At 60.4% G+C, this 20428-nt stretch carries 16 protein-coding genes and 1 riboswitch; of the genes, 13 read left to right on the top strand and 3 right to left on the bottom strand.

Annotated features, from left to right (window positions below; all coding sequences use genetic code 11):
* The first annotated feature begins 17 nt into the window (after positions 1 to 17).
* The 6 genes from WFJ47_RS08795 (at position 18) to purF (ending at position 5584) form a co-directional block, all read left to right on the top strand.
* Positions 18 to 266, top strand: coding sequence for a hypothetical protein (locus WFJ47_RS08795; protein ID WP_127102352.1), 249 nt, complete (start codon positions 18 to 20; stop codon positions 264 to 266).
* A gap of 109 nt (positions 267 to 375) precedes the next feature.
* Positions 376 to 517, top strand: a riboswitch (TPP riboswitch).
* Positions 518 to 586: 69 nt separating this feature from the next.
* Entirely contained in the window at positions 587 to 2461 is a 1875-nt protein-coding gene (gene thiC / locus WFJ47_RS08790; protein WP_336762357.1) for a phosphomethylpyrimidine synthase ThiC, read from the top strand.
* A 217-nt stretch (positions 2462 to 2678) separates the two neighbouring features.
* Positions 2679 to 3008, top strand: a complete 330-nt coding sequence (locus tag WFJ47_RS08785) for a multidrug efflux SMR transporter (protein ID WP_127102351.1) — start codon at positions 2679 to 2681, stop codon at positions 3006 to 3008.
* 90 nt (positions 3009 to 3098) lie between these two features.
* A complete protein-coding gene (locus tag WFJ47_RS08780; protein WP_336762356.1) occupies positions 3099 to 3527 on the top strand; it encodes a hypothetical protein in 429 nt (142 codons plus the stop codon).
* Between the two features lie 23 nt (positions 3528 to 3550).
* Positions 3551 to 4078, top strand: coding sequence for a CvpA family protein (locus WFJ47_RS08775; protein WP_127102349.1), 528 nt, complete (start codon positions 3551 to 3553; stop codon positions 4076 to 4078).
* A 75-nt stretch (positions 4079 to 4153) separates the two neighbouring features.
* A complete protein-coding gene (gene purF / locus WFJ47_RS08770) occupies positions 4154 to 5584 on the top strand; it encodes an amidophosphoribosyltransferase (protein ID WP_336762355.1) in 1431 nt (476 codons plus the stop codon).
* Between the two features lie 24 nt (positions 5585 to 5608).
* Here the strand turns inward: purF and WFJ47_RS08765 are convergent, their stop codons facing one another.
* The gene (locus WFJ47_RS08765; protein WP_336762438.1) at positions 5609 to 6304 is read right to left on the bottom strand and encodes a TetR/AcrR family transcriptional regulator; all 696 of its coding nucleotides are present in this window, start codon (positions 6302 to 6304) and stop codon (positions 5609 to 5611) included.
* A 250-nt stretch (positions 6305 to 6554) separates the two neighbouring features.
* Between WFJ47_RS08765 and WFJ47_RS08760 the strand changes: the two genes are divergently transcribed.
* The 4 genes from WFJ47_RS08760 to WFJ47_RS08745 are packed head-to-tail and all read left to right on the top strand — an operon-like array spanning position 6555 to position 12698.
* Positions 6555 to 7694 (top strand): efflux RND transporter periplasmic adaptor subunit, encoded by a 1140-nt coding sequence (locus WFJ47_RS08760; RefSeq protein ID WP_336762353.1) that lies wholly within the window; start codon positions 6555 to 6557, stop codon positions 7692 to 7694.
* A gap of 9 nt (positions 7695 to 7703) precedes the next feature.
* Entirely contained in the window at positions 7704 to 10859 is a 3156-nt protein-coding gene (locus tag WFJ47_RS08755) for an efflux RND transporter permease subunit (protein ID WP_127102345.1), read from the top strand.
* 14 nt (positions 10860 to 10873) lie between these two features.
* Positions 10874 to 12340: an efflux transporter outer membrane subunit gene (locus WFJ47_RS08750; RefSeq protein ID WP_127102374.1), complete on the top strand. Its 1467-nt coding sequence runs from the start codon at positions 10874 to 10876 to the stop codon at positions 12338 to 12340.
* 16 nt (positions 12341 to 12356) lie between these two features.
* Positions 12357 to 12698 carry a hypothetical protein gene (locus tag WFJ47_RS08745; RefSeq protein WP_408868637.1) on the top strand — a complete coding sequence of 114 codons (342 nt, stop codon included), beginning with the start codon at positions 12357 to 12359 and terminating at the stop codon, positions 12696 to 12698.
* A gap of 130 nt (positions 12699 to 12828) precedes the next feature.
* Here the strand turns inward: WFJ47_RS08745 and WFJ47_RS08740 are convergent, their stop codons facing one another.
* Both WFJ47_RS08740 and WFJ47_RS08735 read right to left on the bottom strand, forming a co-directional pair.
* Positions 12829 to 13290, bottom strand: a complete 462-nt coding sequence (locus WFJ47_RS08740; protein ID WP_336762351.1) for an ester cyclase — start codon at positions 13288 to 13290, stop codon at positions 12829 to 12831.
* A gap of 2 nt (positions 13291 to 13292) precedes the next feature.
* Complete coding sequence (locus WFJ47_RS08735) at positions 13293 to 13907, bottom strand: DUF2239 family protein (protein ID WP_336762349.1); 615 nt, start codon at positions 13905 to 13907, stop codon at positions 13293 to 13295.
* A gap of 735 nt (positions 13908 to 14642) precedes the next feature.
* Between WFJ47_RS08735 and WFJ47_RS08730 the strand changes: the two genes are divergently transcribed.
* The 3 genes from WFJ47_RS08730 to WFJ47_RS08720 are packed head-to-tail and all read left to right on the top strand — an operon-like array spanning position 14643 to position 20364.
* Complete coding sequence (locus tag WFJ47_RS08730) at positions 14643 to 16025, top strand: TolC family protein (protein WP_336762346.1); 1383 nt, start codon at positions 14643 to 14645, stop codon at positions 16023 to 16025.
* Positions 16022 to 17215, top strand: a complete 1194-nt coding sequence (locus WFJ47_RS08725; protein ID WP_336762344.1) for an efflux RND transporter periplasmic adaptor subunit — start codon at positions 16022 to 16024, stop codon at positions 17213 to 17215. Before WFJ47_RS08730 ends, WFJ47_RS08725 begins: the two co-directional genes overlap by 4 nt.
* A 2-nt stretch (positions 17216 to 17217) precedes the next feature.
* Positions 17218 to 20364 (top strand): CusA/CzcA family heavy metal efflux RND transporter, encoded by a 3147-nt coding sequence (locus tag WFJ47_RS08720; RefSeq protein ID WP_336762343.1) that lies wholly within the window; start codon positions 17218 to 17220, stop codon positions 20362 to 20364.
* Positions 20365 to 20428: the final 64 nt, after the last annotated feature.

Raw genomic sequence — 20428 nt, 5'->3', positions numbered from 1 at the left:
CGACCTGAGAGGCCATCATGTGGGATGAACCCTATCTCGAAACCTGCTGTCGCTCGACCCTGCACCGCACCCTGCTCTGCGAGGGGATCGGTCGCCCACAGGGGTTGCGCGACCAGCCATGCCTGGAGCGTCTTCAGGCCATGGGCTTCGTCTCCCTTGGCACAGATGGCCGATTTCACATCACGCCGGCTGGGCTCAGCCGTCACGACCAGGAGATTGGCCAGCTCAAACCCATGACCGGACGGGCAAGCCGTCTGCGCGCCTGAACTTCGCCGCAACAAGCGGGGCAGGGGCGTTGACGTCGTCGATACGCGGGTCTGACAGCCCTGATCTCGAATTCCGATTGACACCCGGCCCGTGAGGCCGCAACACTCGCGCCATACCAGGGGGGGCCTCGACAAGAGGCTGAGAGGCTGATGGCGGGCTCCCCGCAGCGCAGCGACCCTTTCGCCCCGGCATGTGGGCGAAGAACCTGATCCGGTTCGTACCGGCGTAGGGATTGGTGTGAGCGGCCAAGTCCCGATCTGTGACCCCGTTCATCCTGCTCTTGCGCTGTCGGACATAACTCCACGTTGCAAGGGGAGACATGATGGACGACTCAACGCTGCAATCCTCCACCAAAGTTACGGCGCGCGACCGAGCCCCTGCCCATGGGCAGGTCACTACGGGTCCGATCTCGGGCTCGCGCAAAGTCATATCCAGCCCCGAGGGGCGTCCTGATATCACCGTGCCGTTCCGGGAAATCGATCTGGAACCGAGTGCCAATGAGCCTTCAGTACGCGTATACGATACGTCGGGGCCTTACACCGCCCCCGGCTACCATGCCGATGTGTCGCTCGGCCTGCCATCAATCCGCGCCGCCTGGCTGGCCCGACGCGGATTCAGCCCTGTGGTCGAAACCCGGGCCATCAAGCCGGAAGACAACGGTTTCGCCAAAGGCGATCAGGCCGTCCCCCATTGTCCGGCACCCCATGACGTGCTGTGTGGCGACAAGGCCGATCTGGTCACGCAATATGAATTCGCCCGCGCCGGGATCATCACAGAGGAAATGATCTTCGTCGCACATCGCGAGAATCTGGGCCGTGCTGCCATGGTCGAGGGCGCCGAGGCGCGTCGCGCCGATGGAGAGGATTTCGGAGCCGAGATCCCGACTTTCATCACGCCCGAATTCGTCCGCTCGGAGATCGCTGCAGGCCGCGCCATAATCCCCGCCAATATCAATCATCCAGAACTCGAGCCCATGATCATCGGGCGCAATTTTCTGGTGAAGATCAACGCCAATATCGGCAATTCGGCCGTGACCTCCTCGGCAGCTGAGGAAGTCGAGAAGCTCGTCTGGTCGATCCGCTGGGGTGCGGATACGGTCATGGATCTCTCGACCGGGCGTAATATCCATAACATCCGCGACTGGATCCTGCGCAATGCACCGGTGCCGATCGGCACCGTGCCGCTCTATCAGGCGTTGGAGAAGGTGGGGGGCGTGGCCGAAGACCTCACCTGGGAAATCTATCGCGACACGCTCATCGAGCAGGCTGAGCAGGGCGTCGATTATTTCACCATCCACGCTGGGGTGCGCATCGCCCATGTACCGCTGACCGCGGGCCGCACCACGGGCATCGTATCACGCGGCGGATCGATCATGGCGGCGTGGTGCCTGGCCCATCACCGTGAAAACTTCCTGTACGAGCATTTCGACGAGATCTGCGACATCATGCGTCGCTACGACATTTCCTTTTCTCTGGGCGATGGTCTGCGTCCCGGCTCGATCGCCGATGCCAATGACGCGGCGCAGTTCGCCGAGCTTGAAACCCTGGGCGAACTCGCCCGAATTGCCTGGGAGAAGGGTTGTCAGGTCATGATCGAGGGGCCGGGTCATGTGCCCATGCACAAGATCAAGATCAATATGACCAAGCAGCTGCGTGAATGTGGCGAGGCCCCCTTCTACACACTCGGTCCGCTGACGACCGATATCGCCCCTGGCTACGATCATATCACCTCAGGTATCGGAGCGGCGATGATCGGCTGGTATGGCTGCGCCATGCTTTGCTATGTCACGCCAAAGGAGCATCTGGGTCTCCCCGATCGGTCCGATGTAAAGGTCGGAGTGATCACCTACAAGATCGCGGCCCATGCGGCCGATCTCGCCAAAGGTCATCCGGCCGCACAAATCAGGGATGACGCCATCTCACGCGCCCGCTTCGAGTTCCGGTGGCAGGATCAGTTCAATCTTGCGCTCGATCCCGACACGGCGCGTTGCTACCATGACGAGACCCTGCCGAAGGAGGCGCATAAGACGGCGCATTTCTGCTCGATGTGTGGCCCCAAATTCTGCTCGATGAAGATCAGCCACGACATCCGACGCAATGCCGAGCGCGAGCAGGGGATGGAACAGATGAAAGAGAGCTTCAAGGCCCATGGAAGCAAGCTTTATCTGAAATCCGGAGAGGTCGAGCCAGCCTGACATAGGTTACCTTTTCACCTTACCTTGCCGGAGCCGAACTCGTTTTGATAAAGGCCGCAGCGTCGGGGCGCTGCGGCCTTTGCGCGTCCCGCTTCGAACCAGATTGCTCAGGGTGGGTTTCTACTCACATCCTCAAGGCGCCCGGAGGGAAACGGAAGCAGGCGTGACAGGTCCCTGTGCCTGGGATAAGGGAAGCCGAACAAGACCAAGAGGGCGCATGACCTATATCTGTCTCCTGATCGCAATTTTGTCCGAGGTCTTCGCGACCACCTTGCTCAAGATGTCGGACAGCTTTACGCGCCCCGTCCCGGGTATGCTCAGCGTTCTTGGCTATTGCATTTCCTTCTACGCGCTCTCCTTCACCCTGCGGACCATGCCCACCGGCATTGCCTATGCCATCTGGTCCGGCGTAGGGATTGTCCTCATCTCGGCCATAAGCTGGGTCAAGTTCAAGCAGGCGCTGGATATGCCTGCGCTGATTGGCCTGAGCCTGATCATCGTGGGTGTGGTGATCGTGAATGTTTTCTCACGCTCGGTCATGCATTAAGGGTTAATCATCATCAAATTGATGCCGACCCCTCGGATTTGATTGACGATTGCCCGATCTGATCCATATGCCGGTTGCATGAAGGCGCCCTTGGCTCACCCCCATATCATTGACAGACTCATCACGCTCCATTCGACAGGAGAGGGGAACGAGCGCGCGCTCACCAAGCCGGCCTCACGTGGCAAGGGACGCAAGAAGCGCGGATCCGATGCGCCCAGACCTTCGCCTGTCACCGTCCCCGACGATACGCTGAGACGTGACCTCGCCCATGCCATCGTCCGCTGCACCAGCTTTTACAGCCTCGGTCAGAGGGAGGACCTCGTCGAGCAGAGCGCCGCGTTCCTGGATGCGCTCATCCGGCTCTGGGCATCCAGAGGGATTGACCCGCAAGCCGTCTGGCGCGAGATCGACCATCGTGTGCAGCTGGGTAACCTGCTGAACCAGATCAACCGGGACATACCGTCCAGCGTCGATACGGCTCGCCGGTTCTGGCGGCCTTCCTCGACGAAACTCCCCTGATCGAGCGGAATTCGACGCGCTTCATGGAACATTCTGCCGATATTGCCGCCCTCTTCATCCTACTTGTCTCTGCGCTCTGGGGCGCGGCAAGAGGCTTTGCAAAGGAAGTTTTCAGTCTGGCCGCCTGGGTGGGAAGCTTCATCCTGGCCGCACGCATCGCACCACTGATCCTGCCCTGGATCTCCCAGAAGGTGAGTGACCCGTTAGCGGCCTCCGCGCTTGCCTATATCGTGGCCTTCATCGTGCTCGTTCTGATACTCTCCACCGTGGCCCAGCGCTTCGCGACCGGGTTGCGCAGTGTCCTTGTGGGGGGAACCGACAAGCTTCTCGGCTTCTTCTTCGGGTTTGCACGCGGCTATATCCTGCTGGTCGTGCTATACCTTCTGGTCGTCTCGATCGCCGGGGCAAGTATGGCGCATTCCCTCATTGCGGGGAGCCAGTCGGGACCCTACATCGTGGCGGGGGTGCACCTGGCACAGGAACTCATGCCATATTTCCCGCAACTTCATCTTGCCATGCCGCCCGCAACAGGCCATGAGGCTGCCTTCTGATCGGGTCGCCCCGATGATCTGTCTCGCACGCCCGCCTCGAACACCCAGTGTGACCCTGCCAAGGAGCGCCGCCCGATGATGAATCCCGCCACACTCGAACCCTCGAACCGTCCTTATGAAGAATGCGGTGTCGTCGGTATCTGGGGTGCCCCTGACGCGGCGGCGCTAGCGGCTCTGGGCCTGCACGCGCTTCAGCATCGCGGTCAGGAGGCAGCGGGTATCGTCAGTCACGACGGCGAAAGATTTTGTCAGCACAAGGGACTGGGTCTGGTTGGCGATGTGTTCAGCGATGCGCGCGTCATGAACACACTCAGGGGCAGCGGTGCCATTGGGCATAACCGTTATGCGACCACGGGCGGCACACTTCTGCGCAACGTTCAGCCACTCTATGCCGATTTTGAGTTCGGCGGTCTGGCGGTGGCGCATAACGGCAATCTGACCAATGCCGCCACGCTGCGTCAGGCTCTGGTCAAGCGTGGCTGTCTGTTCCAGTCCACGACCGATACCGAGGTGTTCGTCCATCTCATTGCCATCTCGCTCTATGCCACGGTGCTCGAGCGCCTGGTCGATGCCGCGAAACAGGTCAAGGGTGCCTATTCGGTCGTGGCCCTGACCCCTGACTTTCTGATCGGATTGCGCGATCCTCTGGGCGTGCGCCCGCTCATCCTGGGGCGAGTGGCCGATGGGGGCTGGATGCTGGCCAGCGAAACCTGCGCCCTCGATATCGTCGGCGCTGAGTTCGTCCGTAACGTCGAGCCGGGCGAGATGGTCATCATTGATAATGACGGCATCCGCTCGATGCGCCCCTTCGCCCAGACCAGCCCGCGCTTTTGCGTGTTCGAATATATCTACTTCGCCCGCCCTGACTCGATCCTCGAGGACCACTCGGTCTATGATGCACGCAAGCAGATCGGTGTCGAACTGGCACGTGAGAGCGGCGTCGAAGCTGACGTGATCGTCCCGGTCCCAGATTCCGGCGTACCGTCAGCCATGGGCTTCGCTGCCGAGAGCGGCATTCCGTTTGAGATGGGGATCATCCGCAATCACTATGTCGGACGGACATTCATCGAGCCAACGGATCAGATCCGTAATCTCGGTGTGCGCATGAAGCACTCTGCCAATACGCCCGTTCTGAAGGGCAAGCGGGTCGTACTGGTGGATGATTCGATCGTACGTGGCACAACGTCTCGCAAGATCGTGGATATGGTTCGTGCGGCCGGGGCGACCGAGGTGCATATGCGCATCAGCAGCCCGCCCACCAAGCATCCCTGCTTCTATGGGATCGACACACCCGAAGAGAGCCAGTTGCTCGCCGCCACGCACACAATCGAAAAGATGGCCGAGGCCATCGGGGTGGACAGCCTGGCCTTCATTTCCTTTGACGGGCTCTACCGCGCGCTCGGTCATGATGGCCGCACAGGCGCCCAGGGACGCTTTTGCGATGCCTGTTTCACCGGTGATTATCCGATCGAACTGGTCGACAAGGACGGGCGCCTCGTCGCCTGATCTCGGCTGAAGCAAAAGAGGGGCCTAGACGGCCCCTTTTTCGTTTTCCAGTCCGTGCAGGAACATCCTGACCACCCGCCGCAGATAGCCGGGCGTCTCGTCCCAATATTGCCTTGGGCGGCAATGACTCAGCTCGCAGAGCATGGATGTCGCCAGCGCGCCACCAAAAAGCATATCCGAGGCCTGCTCGACGTCATCCACCTCGAGACTGCCTTCCTCCACCATGCGCTCGAGCCACACGCGCAGCGGAAAAGGCCCGGCGGCGCTGGAGAAGAACTCTCGCACGAAACGACTGACCTCCGGGTTGCGGGAAACTTCAGCAATCACGACGCGAATGAGGCTGAGACGCTTTTCGGCCATCATGGCAATCGCAAGCGCCTCGAGTCCGAAAACGAGACGATCCTCGACCGTTTCACCCTGCAGCTCGAGGTCGCGCAGTCCTGACAGTAAAAGTCTGTCGCGCAGAAGATGTTCCACCATTTCCTGCTTGGACGCGAACATATGGTAGAGTGTCTTTTTCGACATATTCGAGCATTGTGCGATACGATCCATCGAAGCGCCTGAGTAACCGTGCTGCTGCAATACAATCTCTGCCGCATCGAATATTTTATCGCGCCTTTCGGTTTCACACAATACAGGGGGGCGACCACAGTGCCTTCGCAATGGACCTGATTCCTGGGCTTGGGCGTGACTGGCCTTTGTTTGGGTCGTACTTGACATTGTATTGCGAAAAATCGCTCCAAGCTGCTGCTGGTCCGTTGACCGGGTTTCGGAAACCGTATAGTTCCCTATGGCAGAGAAACTCAAGGGTTTCCGAAACCTTTTTTGGCGCGAGCGCACGGTTTACGGTTACCCTTCTTGAACATCGGTCATTTTGGATAGCGCCAGCATGCGAGCATTTCCGTCTTACACGGCCCGTTCACCGTGGAATTTGAAGGCGACAACAAGCCTTTCGCTACGTCTCATTCCCTTGGCACTTTTGACGCTGGATCTTTCGGGCTGCAAACACAAGGCAGCCGCCCCCAAACCACCGCCGCAAACGGTGGGCGTCTATACCGTGCACCCCCATGCGCTCAAGACGAGCACGTCCCTGCCGGGGCGTGTCGAGGCTTTCGAACAGGCACAGGTGCGTCCGCAGGTTGGCGGCGTGATCCTCAAGCGCAGCTTCGAGCAGGGCACGGATGTCAAGGCCGGTCAGCTGCTCTATGTCATCAATCCTGCGCCCTACAAGGCGGCTTACGATCAGGCAAAGGCCCAGCTCCTGCACGCCCAGGCAGCCGCGCTGAGCATTCGTGCCCAGCTGGAGCGCTATCGCCCGCTGGCCGCTGCTCACGCTGTCAGCAAACAGGACTACGATAATACGTTTTCCTCGGCGAAGCAGGCTGAAGCCGACATCGCTCAGGCAAAGGCCAATGTAGACAGCGCCGCAGTCAATCTGGACTGGACCGAGGTTCGCTCACCGATCGATGGCCGTATCGGACGCATGCTCGTGACACCTGGTACGCTGGTAACGGCTGGTCAGACCAACGCTATCGCCACGGTCACACGCATGGACCCGATCTATGTGGACGTGAATCTTGCGACTTCGGACATGCTTCGTCTGCGCCGCGAATTCGCCAGCGGCAAGCTGGAGAAGGTCTCGGGCAACGCAGCCGCTGTCGAGCTTACGCTCGAGGATGGCAGCCATTACGATCAGAAGGGGCAACTGCGCCTGACGGAAGTCACGGTGGACCCGGCCACGGGTACGATGGTGGTCCGTGCGGAATTCCCGAACACCGACCGGTTGCTGATGCCTGGTATGTATGTGCATGCCGAGGTCGCTGAAGGTGTGGACCCCAAGGCCATCACCATTCCGCAGCCTGCATTGCAGCGCGATCCCAAGGGTGATCCGTTTGTCTACGCGCTGGATAACGACAACAAGGTGACCATGCGCTTCGTGCAGCTCGACCGCGCGCTCGATGGTGACTGGGTCGTCATGGGCGGTCTCAATGATGGTGACAGGATCATCATCGAAGGTATCCAGAAGGCGCATCCCGGCGCCATCGTAAAACCTGTCGAGAAATCCGCCGACGGCAAGCCAGCCGACGCCCAGCCCGCGCACGCAGGATAAGAGTTCTCAATGTCTCGTTTCTTCATCGACAGACCGATCTTTGCCTGGGTCATCGGGCTGATCATCATGCTGGTCGGTGCGGTTGCCATTTTCCGCATGCCGATCGCCCAGTACCCGTCGATCGCGCCACCGCAAATTGCGATCACGGTCGATTATCCCGGCGCCTCGGCCGAAACGGTCAATAACACGACCGTCCGCCCGATCCTGCAACAGATGTTCGGCCTCGATCATCTCGAATATCTCTCGGCTTCCTCCTACGGCAGTGGCCATATGGAAATCGACCTGACCTTCGCGCAGGGGACCAACCCCGATATCGCGCAGGTTCAGGTGCAGAACAAGCTGCAGCTCGCACAGCCGCGCCTGCCAACCGAAGTGGTGGCGCAGGGCCTGAGCGTGACGAAGGCCGTGAAGAACTTCATGCTCGTTCTCGCCTTCATCTCGACCGATAGCAGCATGTCGGGTCAGGATATTGCCGATTACGTGGCTTCGAACGTGTCCGACCCGCTATCGCGCGTGTCGGGTGTGGGCGATCACACCCTGTTCGGTTCGGAATACGCGATGCGCGTATGGCTGGACCCCAACAAGCTTTACAAATACGCACTCAACGTCAGCGATATCCAGACTGCGATCTCGCAGCAGAACATCCAGGTTTCCTCGGGCGAACTGGGCGGATTGCCCGCCACCAAGGAAATCGGCTTCGATGCGACGATCATCGGTCCCACACGCCTGAGCGAGCCCGAGCAGTTCAAGAAGATCGTGCTCAAGGTCCAGCAGGACGGATCGCAGGTGCATCTGAGCGACGTAGCCCGCGTGGAACTCGGCGCGCAGAACTACAATCTGTCGTCGTTCTACAACAACCTGCCGACTGTCGGTATGGCGCTCAAGCTCGCACCGGGAGCGAACCAGCTCACGACGGAAAATGCCGTGCGCGCCAAGGTGGCCGAGCTCGAGAAGTTCTACCCGCGCGGTCTGAAGACCGTTTATCCGCTCGACACAGAGCCGTTCATCACCCTGTCGATCAAGGAAGTGGTCATCACGCTCCTCGAGGCTATTGCCCTCGTCTTCGTGGTAATGCTGATCTTCCTGCAGAACTTCCGCGCCACGCTGATCCCCACCATCGCCGTGCCAGTGGTGCTGCTTGGTACGTTTGGTGTGCTTTCGGCTCTCGGGTTCTCCATCAACACGCTCACCATGCTTGCCATGGTGCTCGCCGTCGGCCTTCTGGTGGATGACGCGATCGTTGTGGTGGAAAACGTGGAGCGCGTGATGAGCGAAAAGGGGCTTTCCCCCAAGGAGGCCTCACGCCAGTCCATGGATGAAATCACGGGCGCGCTCGTGGGTATCGTGCTCGTTCTGACAGCTGTGTTCCTGCCTATGGCTGCCTTCGGCGGCTCCACGGGGGTGATCTATCGTCAGTTCTCGATCACCATCGTCTCGGCCATGTGGCTCTCGGTGCTCGTCGCCACGGTCATGACACCTGCGCTTTGCGGCTCCATGCTCAAGCCGACGCACAAGGAGCATAAGAAGGGCCCGATCGCCTGGTTCAACCGTAATTTCGACCGTATGACCAATGGCTATCTGGGCGGGGTGCGACGCCTCGTCCGCAGTCGTGTGGTCAGCATGCTGATCTTCGCGGCTTTTGCCGGTGGTGCCGTCTTCCTGTTCATGCGTGTTCCCGGTGGCTTCCTGCCGGAAGAGGATCAGGGAATCATTTTCGGTCAGGTGACCATGCGCCCGGGTGCAAATAATGCCCAGACCGCAGCGGTCAACCGCAAGATCACCGATTATGTCATGCACAAATACGGTGATATCGCGCAGTCCGTTTTCGCCATGAACGGCTTCAACTTCGCCGGTCAGGGCCAGAGCGCGGGTGCGTTCTTCATCCGACTCAAACCATGGGATGAACGTCCCGGCTACAAGAACACGACGATGTCAGTGGCCGGCGAAATCATGAAGCACTTCTGGATGGACCCGGAAGCGATCATCTTTGCCATCAATCCGCCCGCCGTCATGGAACTGGGCAATGCTGCCGGTTTCGATCTGGAGCTGGAGGATAACGGGCATCTGGGACATCAGGCGCTGCTGGCAGCCAGGAATCAGGTGCTCGCGGAGGCCGCCAAGAACCCGAAGCTGATGGCCGTGCGCCCCATGGGTCTGGAAGACCAGCCCCAATTCCACCTGGACATCGACCGTGAGCGTGCCAATGCGCAGGGCGTGACGAATGCCGAGATCAATACCACTATCCAGGGGGCATTCGGCTCGATTTACGTCAACCAGTTCATGCGCAGCGATCGCGTGAAGCAGGTCTATATTGAGGGTGAAGCCTGGGCGCGCATGACGCCCGAGGATCTGAACAAGTGGTACGTCCGGAACACGGCAGGGGCCATGGTGCCATTCAACGCCTTTGCCTCAGGCAACTGGATTGTCGGCCCGCAAAAGGTGGAAGACTATAACGGCCTGAACTCGTTCGAGCTTCAGGGGCAGGGCGCAGCGGGTACCAGTTCTGGCGCGGCCATGCAGGAAATGGAAAAGATCCTGCAGCATCTGCCCAAGGGGATCGGTTATGAATGGACCGGTATCTCCTACGAGCAGGTCGCCTCGAGCGGTGCCACGGGCCCTCTTTATGCTCTCGCCGCCATCGTCATTCTGCTCTGCCTTGCTGCGCTCTATGAGAGCTGGGCAATCCCGCTCTCGGTGCTGATGGTGCTTCCGCTTGGCGTGCTCGGCGCTATTGGCGCCACGCTGTGGCGTGGCCTCGATAACGACGTGTATTTTCAGGTCGGACTGCTGACCACGGTAGGTCTCTCGGTCAAGAACGCCATTCTGATCGTCGAATTCGCCAAGGAGTTCTTCGAGCAGGGTGATTCACTCGAGGACTCGGTGCTCAAGGCCGGCCGCGAGCGCCTGCGTCCGATCCTGATGACCTCCATCGCCTTCGTCTGCGGTGTGTTTCCTCTGGCAATCGCGACAGGCGCAGGCTCGGCGGCGCGTGTCGCCATCGGCACCTGCGTCGTGGGCGGCATGCTCTCGGCAACGCTGCTGGCCGTCTATTTTGTCCCTGTGTTCTTTGTGGTGATCCTGCGCCTGTTCCGCGTGACCCGCATGAAGGATCGTGTCGATCCGTATGAACACCGCAACGAAGCCGCTCGGGGAGAGGGCGCATGAGCACCATGAAGACCATGAAATCGGTGAGCGCCCTGTTGGCGTTCACCATGCTCGCCTCGTGCGATCTGGCGCCAAAATACAACCGGCCGACCCAGCCGGTACAGAATGCCTATCCGGCCGATGCCGGAAAGACGGCGGCCCTCGCGGGCCAGGCCGCATCCGATATTGGCTGGAAGCACTTCTTTACCGATGCCCGGCTACGCGCGCTGATCGAACTCGCCCTGCGCAACAACCGCGACCTGCGCAGCCAGGCGGCTGCGATCATGGAAGCCCAGGGCAGCTACGAGGTGCAGCACGCCTCGCTGTTCCCGCCGATTGGCGTGACAGGGCAGGGACAGTATTTTGCTCCGTCGGAGACCGCAGGTTTCTCCTTCGCACCGGGTCTGGGGCGTGGGACAGCCATGCTGCGCTATTACGGGGCGAATATCGGGTTCTCGTCCTATGAAATCGACCTGTTCGGCCGCATCCGCAATCTGTCGCGCCAACAGGCCGAGGAGTTGCTGGGATCGCGCATGAACGCGCAATCCGTACTGATCAGCATGGTATCGCAGGTAGCGAATACCTATCTGCAATGGCTAGCGGACCGCGAACTCGTACGGGTGACGGATCAGACCCTGACCTCACAGAGCGACACACTCCGCCTGACCCGCCTGAAATACGATCACGGCGAGTCCGACGCGCTGACCCTCGCTCAGACCCAGACCCAGGTCGAACAGGCTGCGAGCAACAAGGCGCAATATGAGCGCCAGATGGCTCAGGACGAGCATCAGCTGCAATTGCTCGTTGGTGTACCGCTTCCCGATACCCTGCCTGCGCCGCAGCCTTTCGGCAGTCAGACACTTCTGAGCGATCTCCCGGCGGGTCTTCCCTCGGACCTGATCGCCCAGCGTCCCGACATCCAGTCGGCCGAACACAACCTGATCGGTGCCAATGCCAATATTGGTGCGGCGCGCGCAGCCTTCTTCCCGAAGGTGACGCTGACGGCGCAGGAGGGCGTGAGTTCGCTGCAGTTCCGGCATCTCTTCACCCCAGGCGCCCAGACCTGGTCGGTCTCGCCGAACATCACCTTCCCGATTTTCACCTGGGGGCAGAACGAGGGCAACCTCAAGATCAGCAAGGCCCGTCGCCTTTCTCAGATCGCCACCTACGAGAAGGCGGTACAGACGGCGTTCAAGGAAGTCTCGGATGCGTTGACAGCGCGTGAAACCTATCTCGCGCAGGACACGCATATGAAGGGGCTGGTCCAGTCGTCCCAGCAGGCCTACGATCTGGCGATGATGCGTTACAACACGGGTATCGATACCTATCTGACCACCCTGACACAGCAGCGCAGCCTGTATGACGCGCAACAGAGCCTGATCAACGTGCAATTGGCGCGTTACCAGAATCTGGTAACGCTCTATCGGGCTCTGGGCGGCGGCTGGAGCGCATCCGACGTTGCGACAGCCTCGGTTCCGCCCGCCGCCCGGAACAAAGGCTGATACAGGAAACACCCGGATGAAACCGTCCAAACTCCGTCATCTCGCACTCGCCACTCTGGGTATGGGGGTCGTCATGACCCCCGTTCTCGCGTCGGCTCAGGATGACGATGACAGCAAGAAAAAGCCGGATATGCATCAGCTTGCCCGCTCCTCCGCCCTTCCCAAGGCGGAAGCGGATTTCAGCATGTTCAAATATCGCCCCCCAGGCGACAAGGTTATCGAACAACCCGACGCCAATCGCATTCTGTTCAAGCGCCCCGACGGCACACCGGATGGCTACGCGCAACGGCGTGGAGACGCCGTAATCTATTACGATCGCTACGGCAAAGTCTCGCACGTCCAGCCACTGGGTAACTGATACCCAGCCTGTGGGAGCGGTTGAGGGGTGATACATGACCAGGGCACGGATACACGCCCATCAATCATACCCCTTACCGTTCGCACCTGGCGGCACGAAAATCGGTCGCCCGGGATCCAGGCGCATCAGCCTATCTCTGGCTTCTGGCTGACGAGCTCTTCCCTCTGTTACGCTGCAGCTGCTGGAAAACGCCGAGCCGATCAGAAATCTGCCAGTGTCCGGTCAGAAGCTCGCTGTTATTAAAAGTATATACTGTAGCTCCCGACATCCTGATCATTTCATCCGTTGCCGGAAAGCCGGGCAGATCCCCCCGATGGGTGCCGCACCATAGCCAGGTCATCACAACGCTCTGGCCATCGGCAAACAATCCCTGGATATCGAATTTCTGATCCGGGAAGGCCGCTCGTGATTTCCTGACCCGATCCTCGAAGCCCGCGCGATCAAGCGTTCTGCCCTCCCAAGGATCCCCGGGATCATGATGGACCGTATAGGCCTCCGCCACGTAATCGTCAGATGCATCCGCGTCTCCTTCATCCCATACATGGCGGATGAAAGCCGCAAGACGCAGTTTGCGCTGACTGGATCCTATCATGGTCACTCCTGCGTGGGAGCGCTTTGGGAAAGAGTGATGGCGTGGTCACGGATATCGGACGGCCATGTAGCCATCCGGCCGTTGAAGGATTTGTAGTCACCAGCGAACAAGGCGCGAATTGCTTCCTCGTATCCGACAAGATTGCCGGCGAGCGCAGAGAGAAAGCGATATGTGCGTTCATGAGCCGCGTTGAGATCGGACTTTCCGCCGTCAGCACGGCGCGCTTCGTCTACGATACGGCGTAGGACTTGCGACGCTCCTCCCGGCTGTTTTGCCAGCCACTCCCAATGACGCGGAAGCAAAGTCACTTCACGCGCGATCACACCCAGTTTTGGACGGCCTCGCGATCGACCCGGTCCGTTAGTGCCCCCGCCCTGGTGTCCCGAATCAAATGCTTTCGCCTTACCGCGCCCGGTCAGGCGCGTGACAATCTCTGCGGTGCCACCGCGAAGGTCGAGGTCTATGACCGCGCCGGACGCGTCATCAAATGTCAGGATCGGGCCCTCTATGCGATCTTCCATTCCCTTGATCGTCAAGGCGACGTCGATCAACGAACCTGTGGCTATCCGGTTGACCCCAGCGAAAGCCGTGCAACGTGTAGAGAGATATGTGCTCATTCTCCCACTTATACCCGGACGAAAACATAAATCAATTTACCCGGATGTTATTGTGCCAGGTAGCGTTCTGAATTAGGATAGAGCCTTGGTAAAAGGGGGAACTTGATGAAAGCGAGCGAACGCAGGTCAGCGATCGCGGCTTATAAGGAGCGAAAACGCGAGGCTGGGATTTACGCCGTTCGATGCGTGGCATCGGCTCATGTATGGATTGGTGCAGCCCCGGACCTTGCGACTATCCAGAACCGCCTTTGGTTCACGCTCAGGAATAGTAGTAATCCGTTCAAGTCACTCCAGGAGATATGGAGGAAGCACGGACAGGACGCATTTTCTTTCGACGTGATCGAACGACTGGAGGGAGATGACGACGCTGCATACACCCAGAACAAGGCCCTCAAGAACCGCCATGCGCATTGGGTAAAGAAACTAGACGGCATCCCCATATAGCAGGCGTACGTAACATGCGCCGCCGATCAGCACCGAGATACGCGGTTAAGAAATATGCATTCACGAGCGGTTGCATCAGCCGCCTGTCGTGAGTCCAACAATCGCCGAGTGCTCCAGAATGGCGGCCATTTGGCGCAACGCCTGATTGGCTTGCCACTGATCGTTTCCGGTACCATCCCCGGTTACTGCCCCCATGACTGCTGCCACTCTGGCAACAGTTATTTTTTATTTTATTGTCCAGCCAAGTTTTGTCGCGGAGCGCCGCGCAACTGCGCCTAAGATCGCGCCATCATGTCAGTGATTCTCTGGTCGAACAGGCTGCCGTTCCGCACCTCGGCTCCCCATGCCGCGTGTTTTCCTGCCGCGCCCTCAGCGGCTGCGCCGCCCTTTGTCGTGACGCCGAAAAGCGTACCCTCTCGCGTCAACTCTGTTCGTGCCGGGACAAGACGCAACGGGCATACCCTCGGGGTCGCTTTCTCACTCATGCTCGGTCTCGCGATCACAGCGCCGGCTTCCCGGGCGGAGAGTTTCCACGACGCCATACGCGCTGCCTGGGACCGCGATCCGGCCAACCAGTCCTTCTCGATCGACGCTTCGGCTTCACACAAAAACGCCAACGCCGCGCAATCCTGGTTTCCAGACGGGCCGATCCTCGCTGGGCAGTATCTCGATGACCATTTCATCGGCACGAATCTTGGCTATACAACCTACCAAGGCAGCATCAGCATTCCGCTCTGGTTGCCGGGCCAGGGCACGGCGACCATGCGCAATGCGCTGGCAGATGAAGCCGTGGCGCGCGCGCGGATCAAGGTTCAGCATCTCCTGAGCTCGGTCAGAGTGCTCGACCTCGCCAGCAGTGCGACCTTGTTGCAGAAAAAGATCGGCAATCTGCGCGCCACGAGCGATCTCCTTGACCGTGTGGTACGCAGCTCACAGCAAGGGCTGCGCGCTGGCGAAATCGCCTCCTCGGATTTCGACGCAGTGGTGGGCGAGAAAGCCGATCTCGACGCCCAGATCGCCCAGGCCGAGCAGGCTCTGGAAAGCGCACGTGCCGAGCTCGATGCCCTGACCGGCACAGATGAGATCCCTGATATTCTCTCGCTGGACGGCCGTATCCTGGGCACGCAGAACCTCGCCCTCGACCCGGCACGGGACCCGCGCATCGAAATGGCCAATGCCGTGACCAAGAGCGCACGGGCGTCCTATTCCGTGGCGCGGCACTCCTACATGCCCAACCCCCAAGTGGGTGTTCAGGTCGTCAAGCAGGGCCAGTATGGCAGCCCCTGGGATACACAGGTGGGGGTCCAATTCTCGATGGCGCTCCCCAGCGAGGCGCGCAACACGCCCATGATCATGAAAGAGGTCAAGGCCATGGGCGCCGCCGAGCGCGACGCCGTGCTCGCCCAGCGCAAGGTGACGGTAGAGTATCGACAGACACGTGCCAGCCTGAGCTCGGCGCTGTCGATGCTGCGTCACACCACGACCTCCGTACACGCCCTCAATGCCCGTGCCGGGGATCTCGAGCATGCGTGGAGCGTGGGTGAGACGCCGGTGATCGAATATCTGCGCGCCCGCCGCGCGGCGCTGGAGGCCGGCCAACGCAGTGCGGAAGCCGATGTAATCTGGCACGCCGCCATGATCCGAATGAGCCTGATGGCAGGAAACTACCCATGAAATACGCCTTCCTGCCCCTCGCTTCCATCCTGATGCTCGGCGCGTCAAATCCCTTTTTCACTCCCAACGCCTATGCGCAGGCCGCTGCTTTATGGCCCACAGCCCCCCTGACGATCGCACCGGAAGCCCTCGGGTCGGAGGGGATCCATGTGGCGATCGGCCATAAGGGGGCTCTCCCTCCGCATGTCGATGTCCCGGCCTATATCGATCAGGATGACCGCAAGAGCGCCCGGCTGCATCCGGTAGGGCAGGGCAGGGTGCAGTCTGTTCTCGTCACACCAGGCGAAGTGGTCAAAAAGGGGCAGGTCCTGTTCACCTATGACGATTTCAGCCTCAGCGATGAACGGCAACGCCTGCTCTCGGCCGAAGCCGCCCTGCAACAGGCACGCGCCCTGCGCGACGACGCAAGCCTCTCCTATGATCGCGCACGCTCGCTTCAGGGAGGCGCGGTCTCGCAAGGGGAAGCCCAGCGACGCTATTCGCGCCTGCGTGATGCCCAGGGCACGGTCAAGCGCAGCGAAGCCCTCGTGCAGAACGAGCGGGAAAGACTGGCGCGCTTCACCTCCTCGGCAGAACGCGCCGACGGGTTGCACTCCTCCGTCATCTCACCAATCGACGGCATCGTGAACAAGATCATCGTCTCGGTGGGAGAGGAAGTCTCCAACCGCGCGGCGGCGGCGGTGGAAATCGACGATCTCTCTCATGTCTGGGTCGTTTCGCAGGTAGGAGAGCAGCAGGCGACGCGCCTGTCGCGCGGGGGACGCCAGCTCACCTGGCCTACCCCTGACTCCCGGCCGATCGAATCCCGCATCGACCTGATCGAGGGAAGTGTCGATCCTATGACACGCCATGTTCTGGTGCGCAGTCTGGTGGATAACAGCCAGCGCCTCCTCAGGCCCGAGATGCTCGTCAAATCACGGCTGTTCTCGACCAGCACGGTCAGCGGTGTGCTCATTCCGCAGGCTGCCATCCAGACGATCGGCAACCAGAGCTGTGTCTTCGTGCGTCTGGACGAGTCACACTATGAAGCGCGCAAGGTCTCTGTGGGGCCCGAGCTGGACGGGACGATTGTCGTGACGTCCGGTCTGAAGCCCGGCGAAACCGTCGTGACGGATGGAAGCTTCGTCCTTAAATCCCAGGCCCTGCTGTCGCCGCCCCTCGAAAAGGACAAGGCCGGGGGCCAGAGGTAATCATGCGTTTCATGCTTGCCCTACTGAAGGGACGCGCGGCCATTCTGGGCGCGGTGATACTGCTCATGATCGCAGGAATTGCCGACCTGCGCTCTCTCTCCGTCGAGCCGGTTCCCGATATTTCACCGCGTCAGGTTCTGGTGTCGGTGCGTGCCCCCGGCCTGCCGACCGAAGAGGTCGAGCGTCTGGTGACCTTCCCGATCGAAACGGTCATGTCGGGGATCGTGGGCGTCAACTCGATGCGCTCGGTCTCACGTACGGGTGTGTCGGTGCTCTATCTCGGTTTCGATGACGGGACAGATATCTATCGCGCCCGACAGCTCGTGGCCGAGCGACTGTCGCTTGCGCGCAATGCAGTTTCGGTACGGGGACTGTCCATCACCATGGGTCCCATGGCGACGGGCATGGGTGAGATCCTGCAGATCCAGATCCACGGCAAGGATCGATCTCTTGCCACGCTGAACCGTATCATGACGTGGAACGTGGTCCCGAAGCTGCGGCTCATCCCGGGCGTGATCGACGTCAATATCAATGGCGGCGCGTCACAGACCTATCAGGTGGCGCTCAACCCCATGGCATTGCGCCAGTTCCGTGTTTCGGTATCCGATGTCTTCAATGCCGTAGACAAGGATAACGAAGCCGCCGGGGGCGCCTGGATCGAGCATAATGACGAACAGCATATCATCGTCGGACGCTCCCTGATCGACAGCCTGCACGAGCTTGGCGAGGTACAGGTTCGCAGCATGCCTAATGGCGGGGTCGTGCATGTGCGCGATGTCGGCGCGGTACAGGAGGGGCGTCTGCCACGACTGGGCGGCGTTACCCGCGATGGCGAAGGCGAGATCGTCAATGCCGTCATTCTGTTGCAGCAGGGGGCCAATGCGAAAGCCACGCTCGCACGTATCAACGCGGCGTTGCCCAAGATCGTCTCGACCCTGCCCGAGGGCGTGACGCTCGAACCCTATTACAGCCGCGCTACACTGACCGATGTCACGATCCACACGGTCAAGGAGAACCTGATCCTCGGTGCGCTCCTGGTACTCTTCGTCCTGTTGGTGGTGATCGGCGACTGGCGGGCCTCGCTGGTGATCATCTCGGTCATTCCGTTCTCACTCGTGGCAGCCATGGTCGGGATGCGCCATCTAGGCATTTCGGCCAATCTGCTCAGTCTCGGTGCCATCGATTTCGGCATGGTGGTAGATAGTGCGCTCGTGATTGTAGAGAGCGTTCTGTCGAGCCAGGCCGATAGATCCGTGCCGCTCACCCAGCGTATTGCCACCACGGTGGCTTCCGTTGCGCGGCCGGTCATTTTCGCCATTCTGATCATCATCATGGTCTATCTGCCCGTACTCACGCTTGAAGGCGTCGAGGGGCGGATGTTCCGGCCCATGGCTCAGACTGTTATACTGGCGCTGATCGCCTCACTGATCTATGCGCTCGTGGCAGTACCCGCCTTCGCCGCCCTCATCATGCGCATCAAGCCCGGTCATGGCGCGCATGAAGGAGATTCTCATGGGGGCGAGGGGCATCCCGCCCCCGAAAGCGGGACAGAACACGACACATTTTTCATCCGTTTTCTGAGGCGTGGCTTTGGTCCGGCCTCGCGTTGGTGCATGGCGCATGGGAAAATGGTGGTGGGGATCGCGCTCGTGGTTCTGGTCCTGTCTCTGGGCCTGACGACGCGACTGGGTGGGGAATTCATCCCGCAATTGCAGGAAGGCGATCTGATCGTCACCTCCACCCGCTTGCCCGGTATCTCCCTAGATGCCTCTCTGCGTTCCATCCAGCAGATCGAGCGCACGCTGAAGCAGTTCCCCGATATCCGTATGGTGGTAAGCAACAGCGGCACCTCTGCCATTCCGACCGACCCGCAAGGTGGCGAGCAATCGGATACCTATGTTTTGCTCAAGCCACGCAGCGACTGGAAGACTGCCGACACGCAGGAAGGGCTCATCCGGGCCTTCGATGCCGCGCTACGCAAGAACAATCCCGGCTCGCTCTATTCCTGGAGCCAGCCCATCCAGATGCGCATGGATGATCTGCAATCGGGCGTGCGGTCACAGATCGCTATCGGGATTTATGGCCCGGATATCGACACGCTCATGGCCCTCGCAGCGCGTACCGCCCGCGTTGTGGACGGCGTCGCGGGTGCGGCAGATGTCGCGCCGCAGGATGTCGGGACCATCCCCTATCTGCATATCGATGTCGATCGTACCGCGGCTGCCCGCCTGAATGTCGATACGTCCGAGGTTCTCGACGTTGTGGAATCGATTGGCGGCCATGTTGGCCCGCCCGTTGCCCTGCAGGATGCTCTCATTCCGACCGAAGTCCGTATCATGCCCGAGGCGCGTCAGGACCTCGACGATATCCGCCTGCTTCCTGTCCTGACCCGTGACGACCACTCGGTGCGCCTCGATCAGGTTGCCGAGATCACCATGCGCGACGGTCCTGCGGCCATCCGGCGCAATCAGGGGGAGCGGCGCATGATGGTTCAGGCGAATGTACGTGGCCGTGATCTCAGCTCCTTCGTTCAGGAAGCGCAGAGGGCGGTCAAAACGCAGATCAAACTGCCGCCTGGCTATCGCATCGAATGGAGCGGGCAGTTCCGCAATCTTCAGACCGCGGTGGCGCGTCTCGAGATCGTCGTCCCTATCACGCTCGTGCTGATTTTCTGCCTGTTGATCCTGGCCTTGGGCGATGTCTGGCTGGCGGCCCTTGTGTTTGTAAACCTGCCTTTTGCGGCAACAGGCGGCATCATCGCACTGTGGATACGCGCCATGCCGTTCAGCATCTCGGCGGGTATCGGATTCATTGCCCTGTTCGGCGTTGCGACGCTCAATGGCGTGGTGCTCATCTCCTACATCCGTGACAAACGCCTCGCCGGTTTCGGCGCGGTGGAAGCCGCCGTTACCTCTGCCCGGGAGCGATTCCGCCCCGTCATGGCCACGGCGACTGTCGCATGTCTCGGCTTCTTCCCGATGGCGTTTTCCATGAGCGAGGGAGCCGAGGTCGAGAAGCCCCTGGCGACAGTCGTGATCGGCGGCCTGATTTCCTGCACGGCGCTCACCCTGCTGGTGCTGCCGACCCTTTACATACGCCTGTCCACCTGGCGTGAGGGGCACCGCGCGCGGGCAGCAGTGACAGAGTGAACCGGGGAGCCATATCGGACGTTAGTTCGACATGCTACGAAATAGTCACCGTGACTGCCCTTGC

It is taken from the genome of Asaia sp. VD9 (genome assembly GCF_037150015.1).
Classification (GTDB): Bacteria; Pseudomonadota; Alphaproteobacteria; order Acetobacterales; family Acetobacteraceae; genus Asaia.
This window is presented reverse-complemented; position numbering and strand designations above follow the sequence as displayed.

What these genes read in the sequence shown, in the direction of transcription:
- WFJ47_RS08795 (WP_127102352.1), top strand. Translation starts at nt 18, where the DNA reads ATGTGGGATGAACCCTATCTCGAAACCTGCTGTCGCTCGACCCTGCAC.
- thiC (WP_336762357.1), top strand. Translation starts at nt 587, where the DNA reads ATGATGGACGACTCAACGCTGCAATCCTCCACCAAAGTTACGGCGCGC.
- WFJ47_RS08785 (WP_127102351.1), top strand. Translation starts at nt 2,679, where the DNA reads ATGACCTATATCTGTCTCCTGATCGCAATTTTGTCCGAGGTCTTCGCG.
- WFJ47_RS08775 (WP_127102349.1), top strand. Translation starts at nt 3,551, where the DNA reads ATGGAACATTCTGCCGATATTGCCGCCCTCTTCATCCTACTTGTCTCT.
- purF (WP_336762355.1), top strand. Translation starts at nt 4,154, where the DNA reads ATGATGAATCCCGCCACACTCGAACCCTCGAACCGTCCTTATGAAGAA.
- WFJ47_RS08765 (WP_336762438.1), bottom strand. Translation starts at nt 6,304, where the DNA reads ATGTCAAGTACGACCCAAACAAAGGCCAGTCACGCCCAAGCCCAGGAA.
- WFJ47_RS08755 (WP_127102345.1), top strand. Translation starts at nt 7,704, where the DNA reads ATGTCTCGTTTCTTCATCGACAGACCGATCTTTGCCTGGGTCATCGGG.
- WFJ47_RS08750 (WP_127102374.1), top strand. Translation starts at nt 10,874, where the DNA reads ATGAAATCGGTGAGCGCCCTGTTGGCGTTCACCATGCTCGCCTCGTGC.
- WFJ47_RS08745 (WP_408868637.1), top strand. Translation starts at nt 12,357, where the DNA reads ATGAAACCGTCCAAACTCCGTCATCTCGCACTCGCCACTCTGGGTATG.
- WFJ47_RS08740 (WP_336762351.1), bottom strand. Translation starts at nt 13,290, where the DNA reads ATGATAGGATCCAGTCAGCGCAAACTGCGTCTTGCGGCTTTCATCCGC.
- WFJ47_RS08735 (WP_336762349.1), bottom strand. Translation starts at nt 13,907, where the DNA reads ATGAGCACATATCTCTCTACACGTTGCACGGCTTTCGCTGGGGTCAAC.
- WFJ47_RS08730 (WP_336762346.1), top strand. Translation starts at nt 14,643, where the DNA reads ATGTCAGTGATTCTCTGGTCGAACAGGCTGCCGTTCCGCACCTCGGCT.
- WFJ47_RS08725 (WP_336762344.1), top strand. Translation starts at nt 16,022, where the DNA reads ATGAAATACGCCTTCCTGCCCCTCGCTTCCATCCTGATGCTCGGCGCG.
- WFJ47_RS08720 (WP_336762343.1), top strand. Translation starts at nt 17,218, where the DNA reads ATGCGTTTCATGCTTGCCCTACTGAAGGGACGCGCGGCCATTCTGGGC.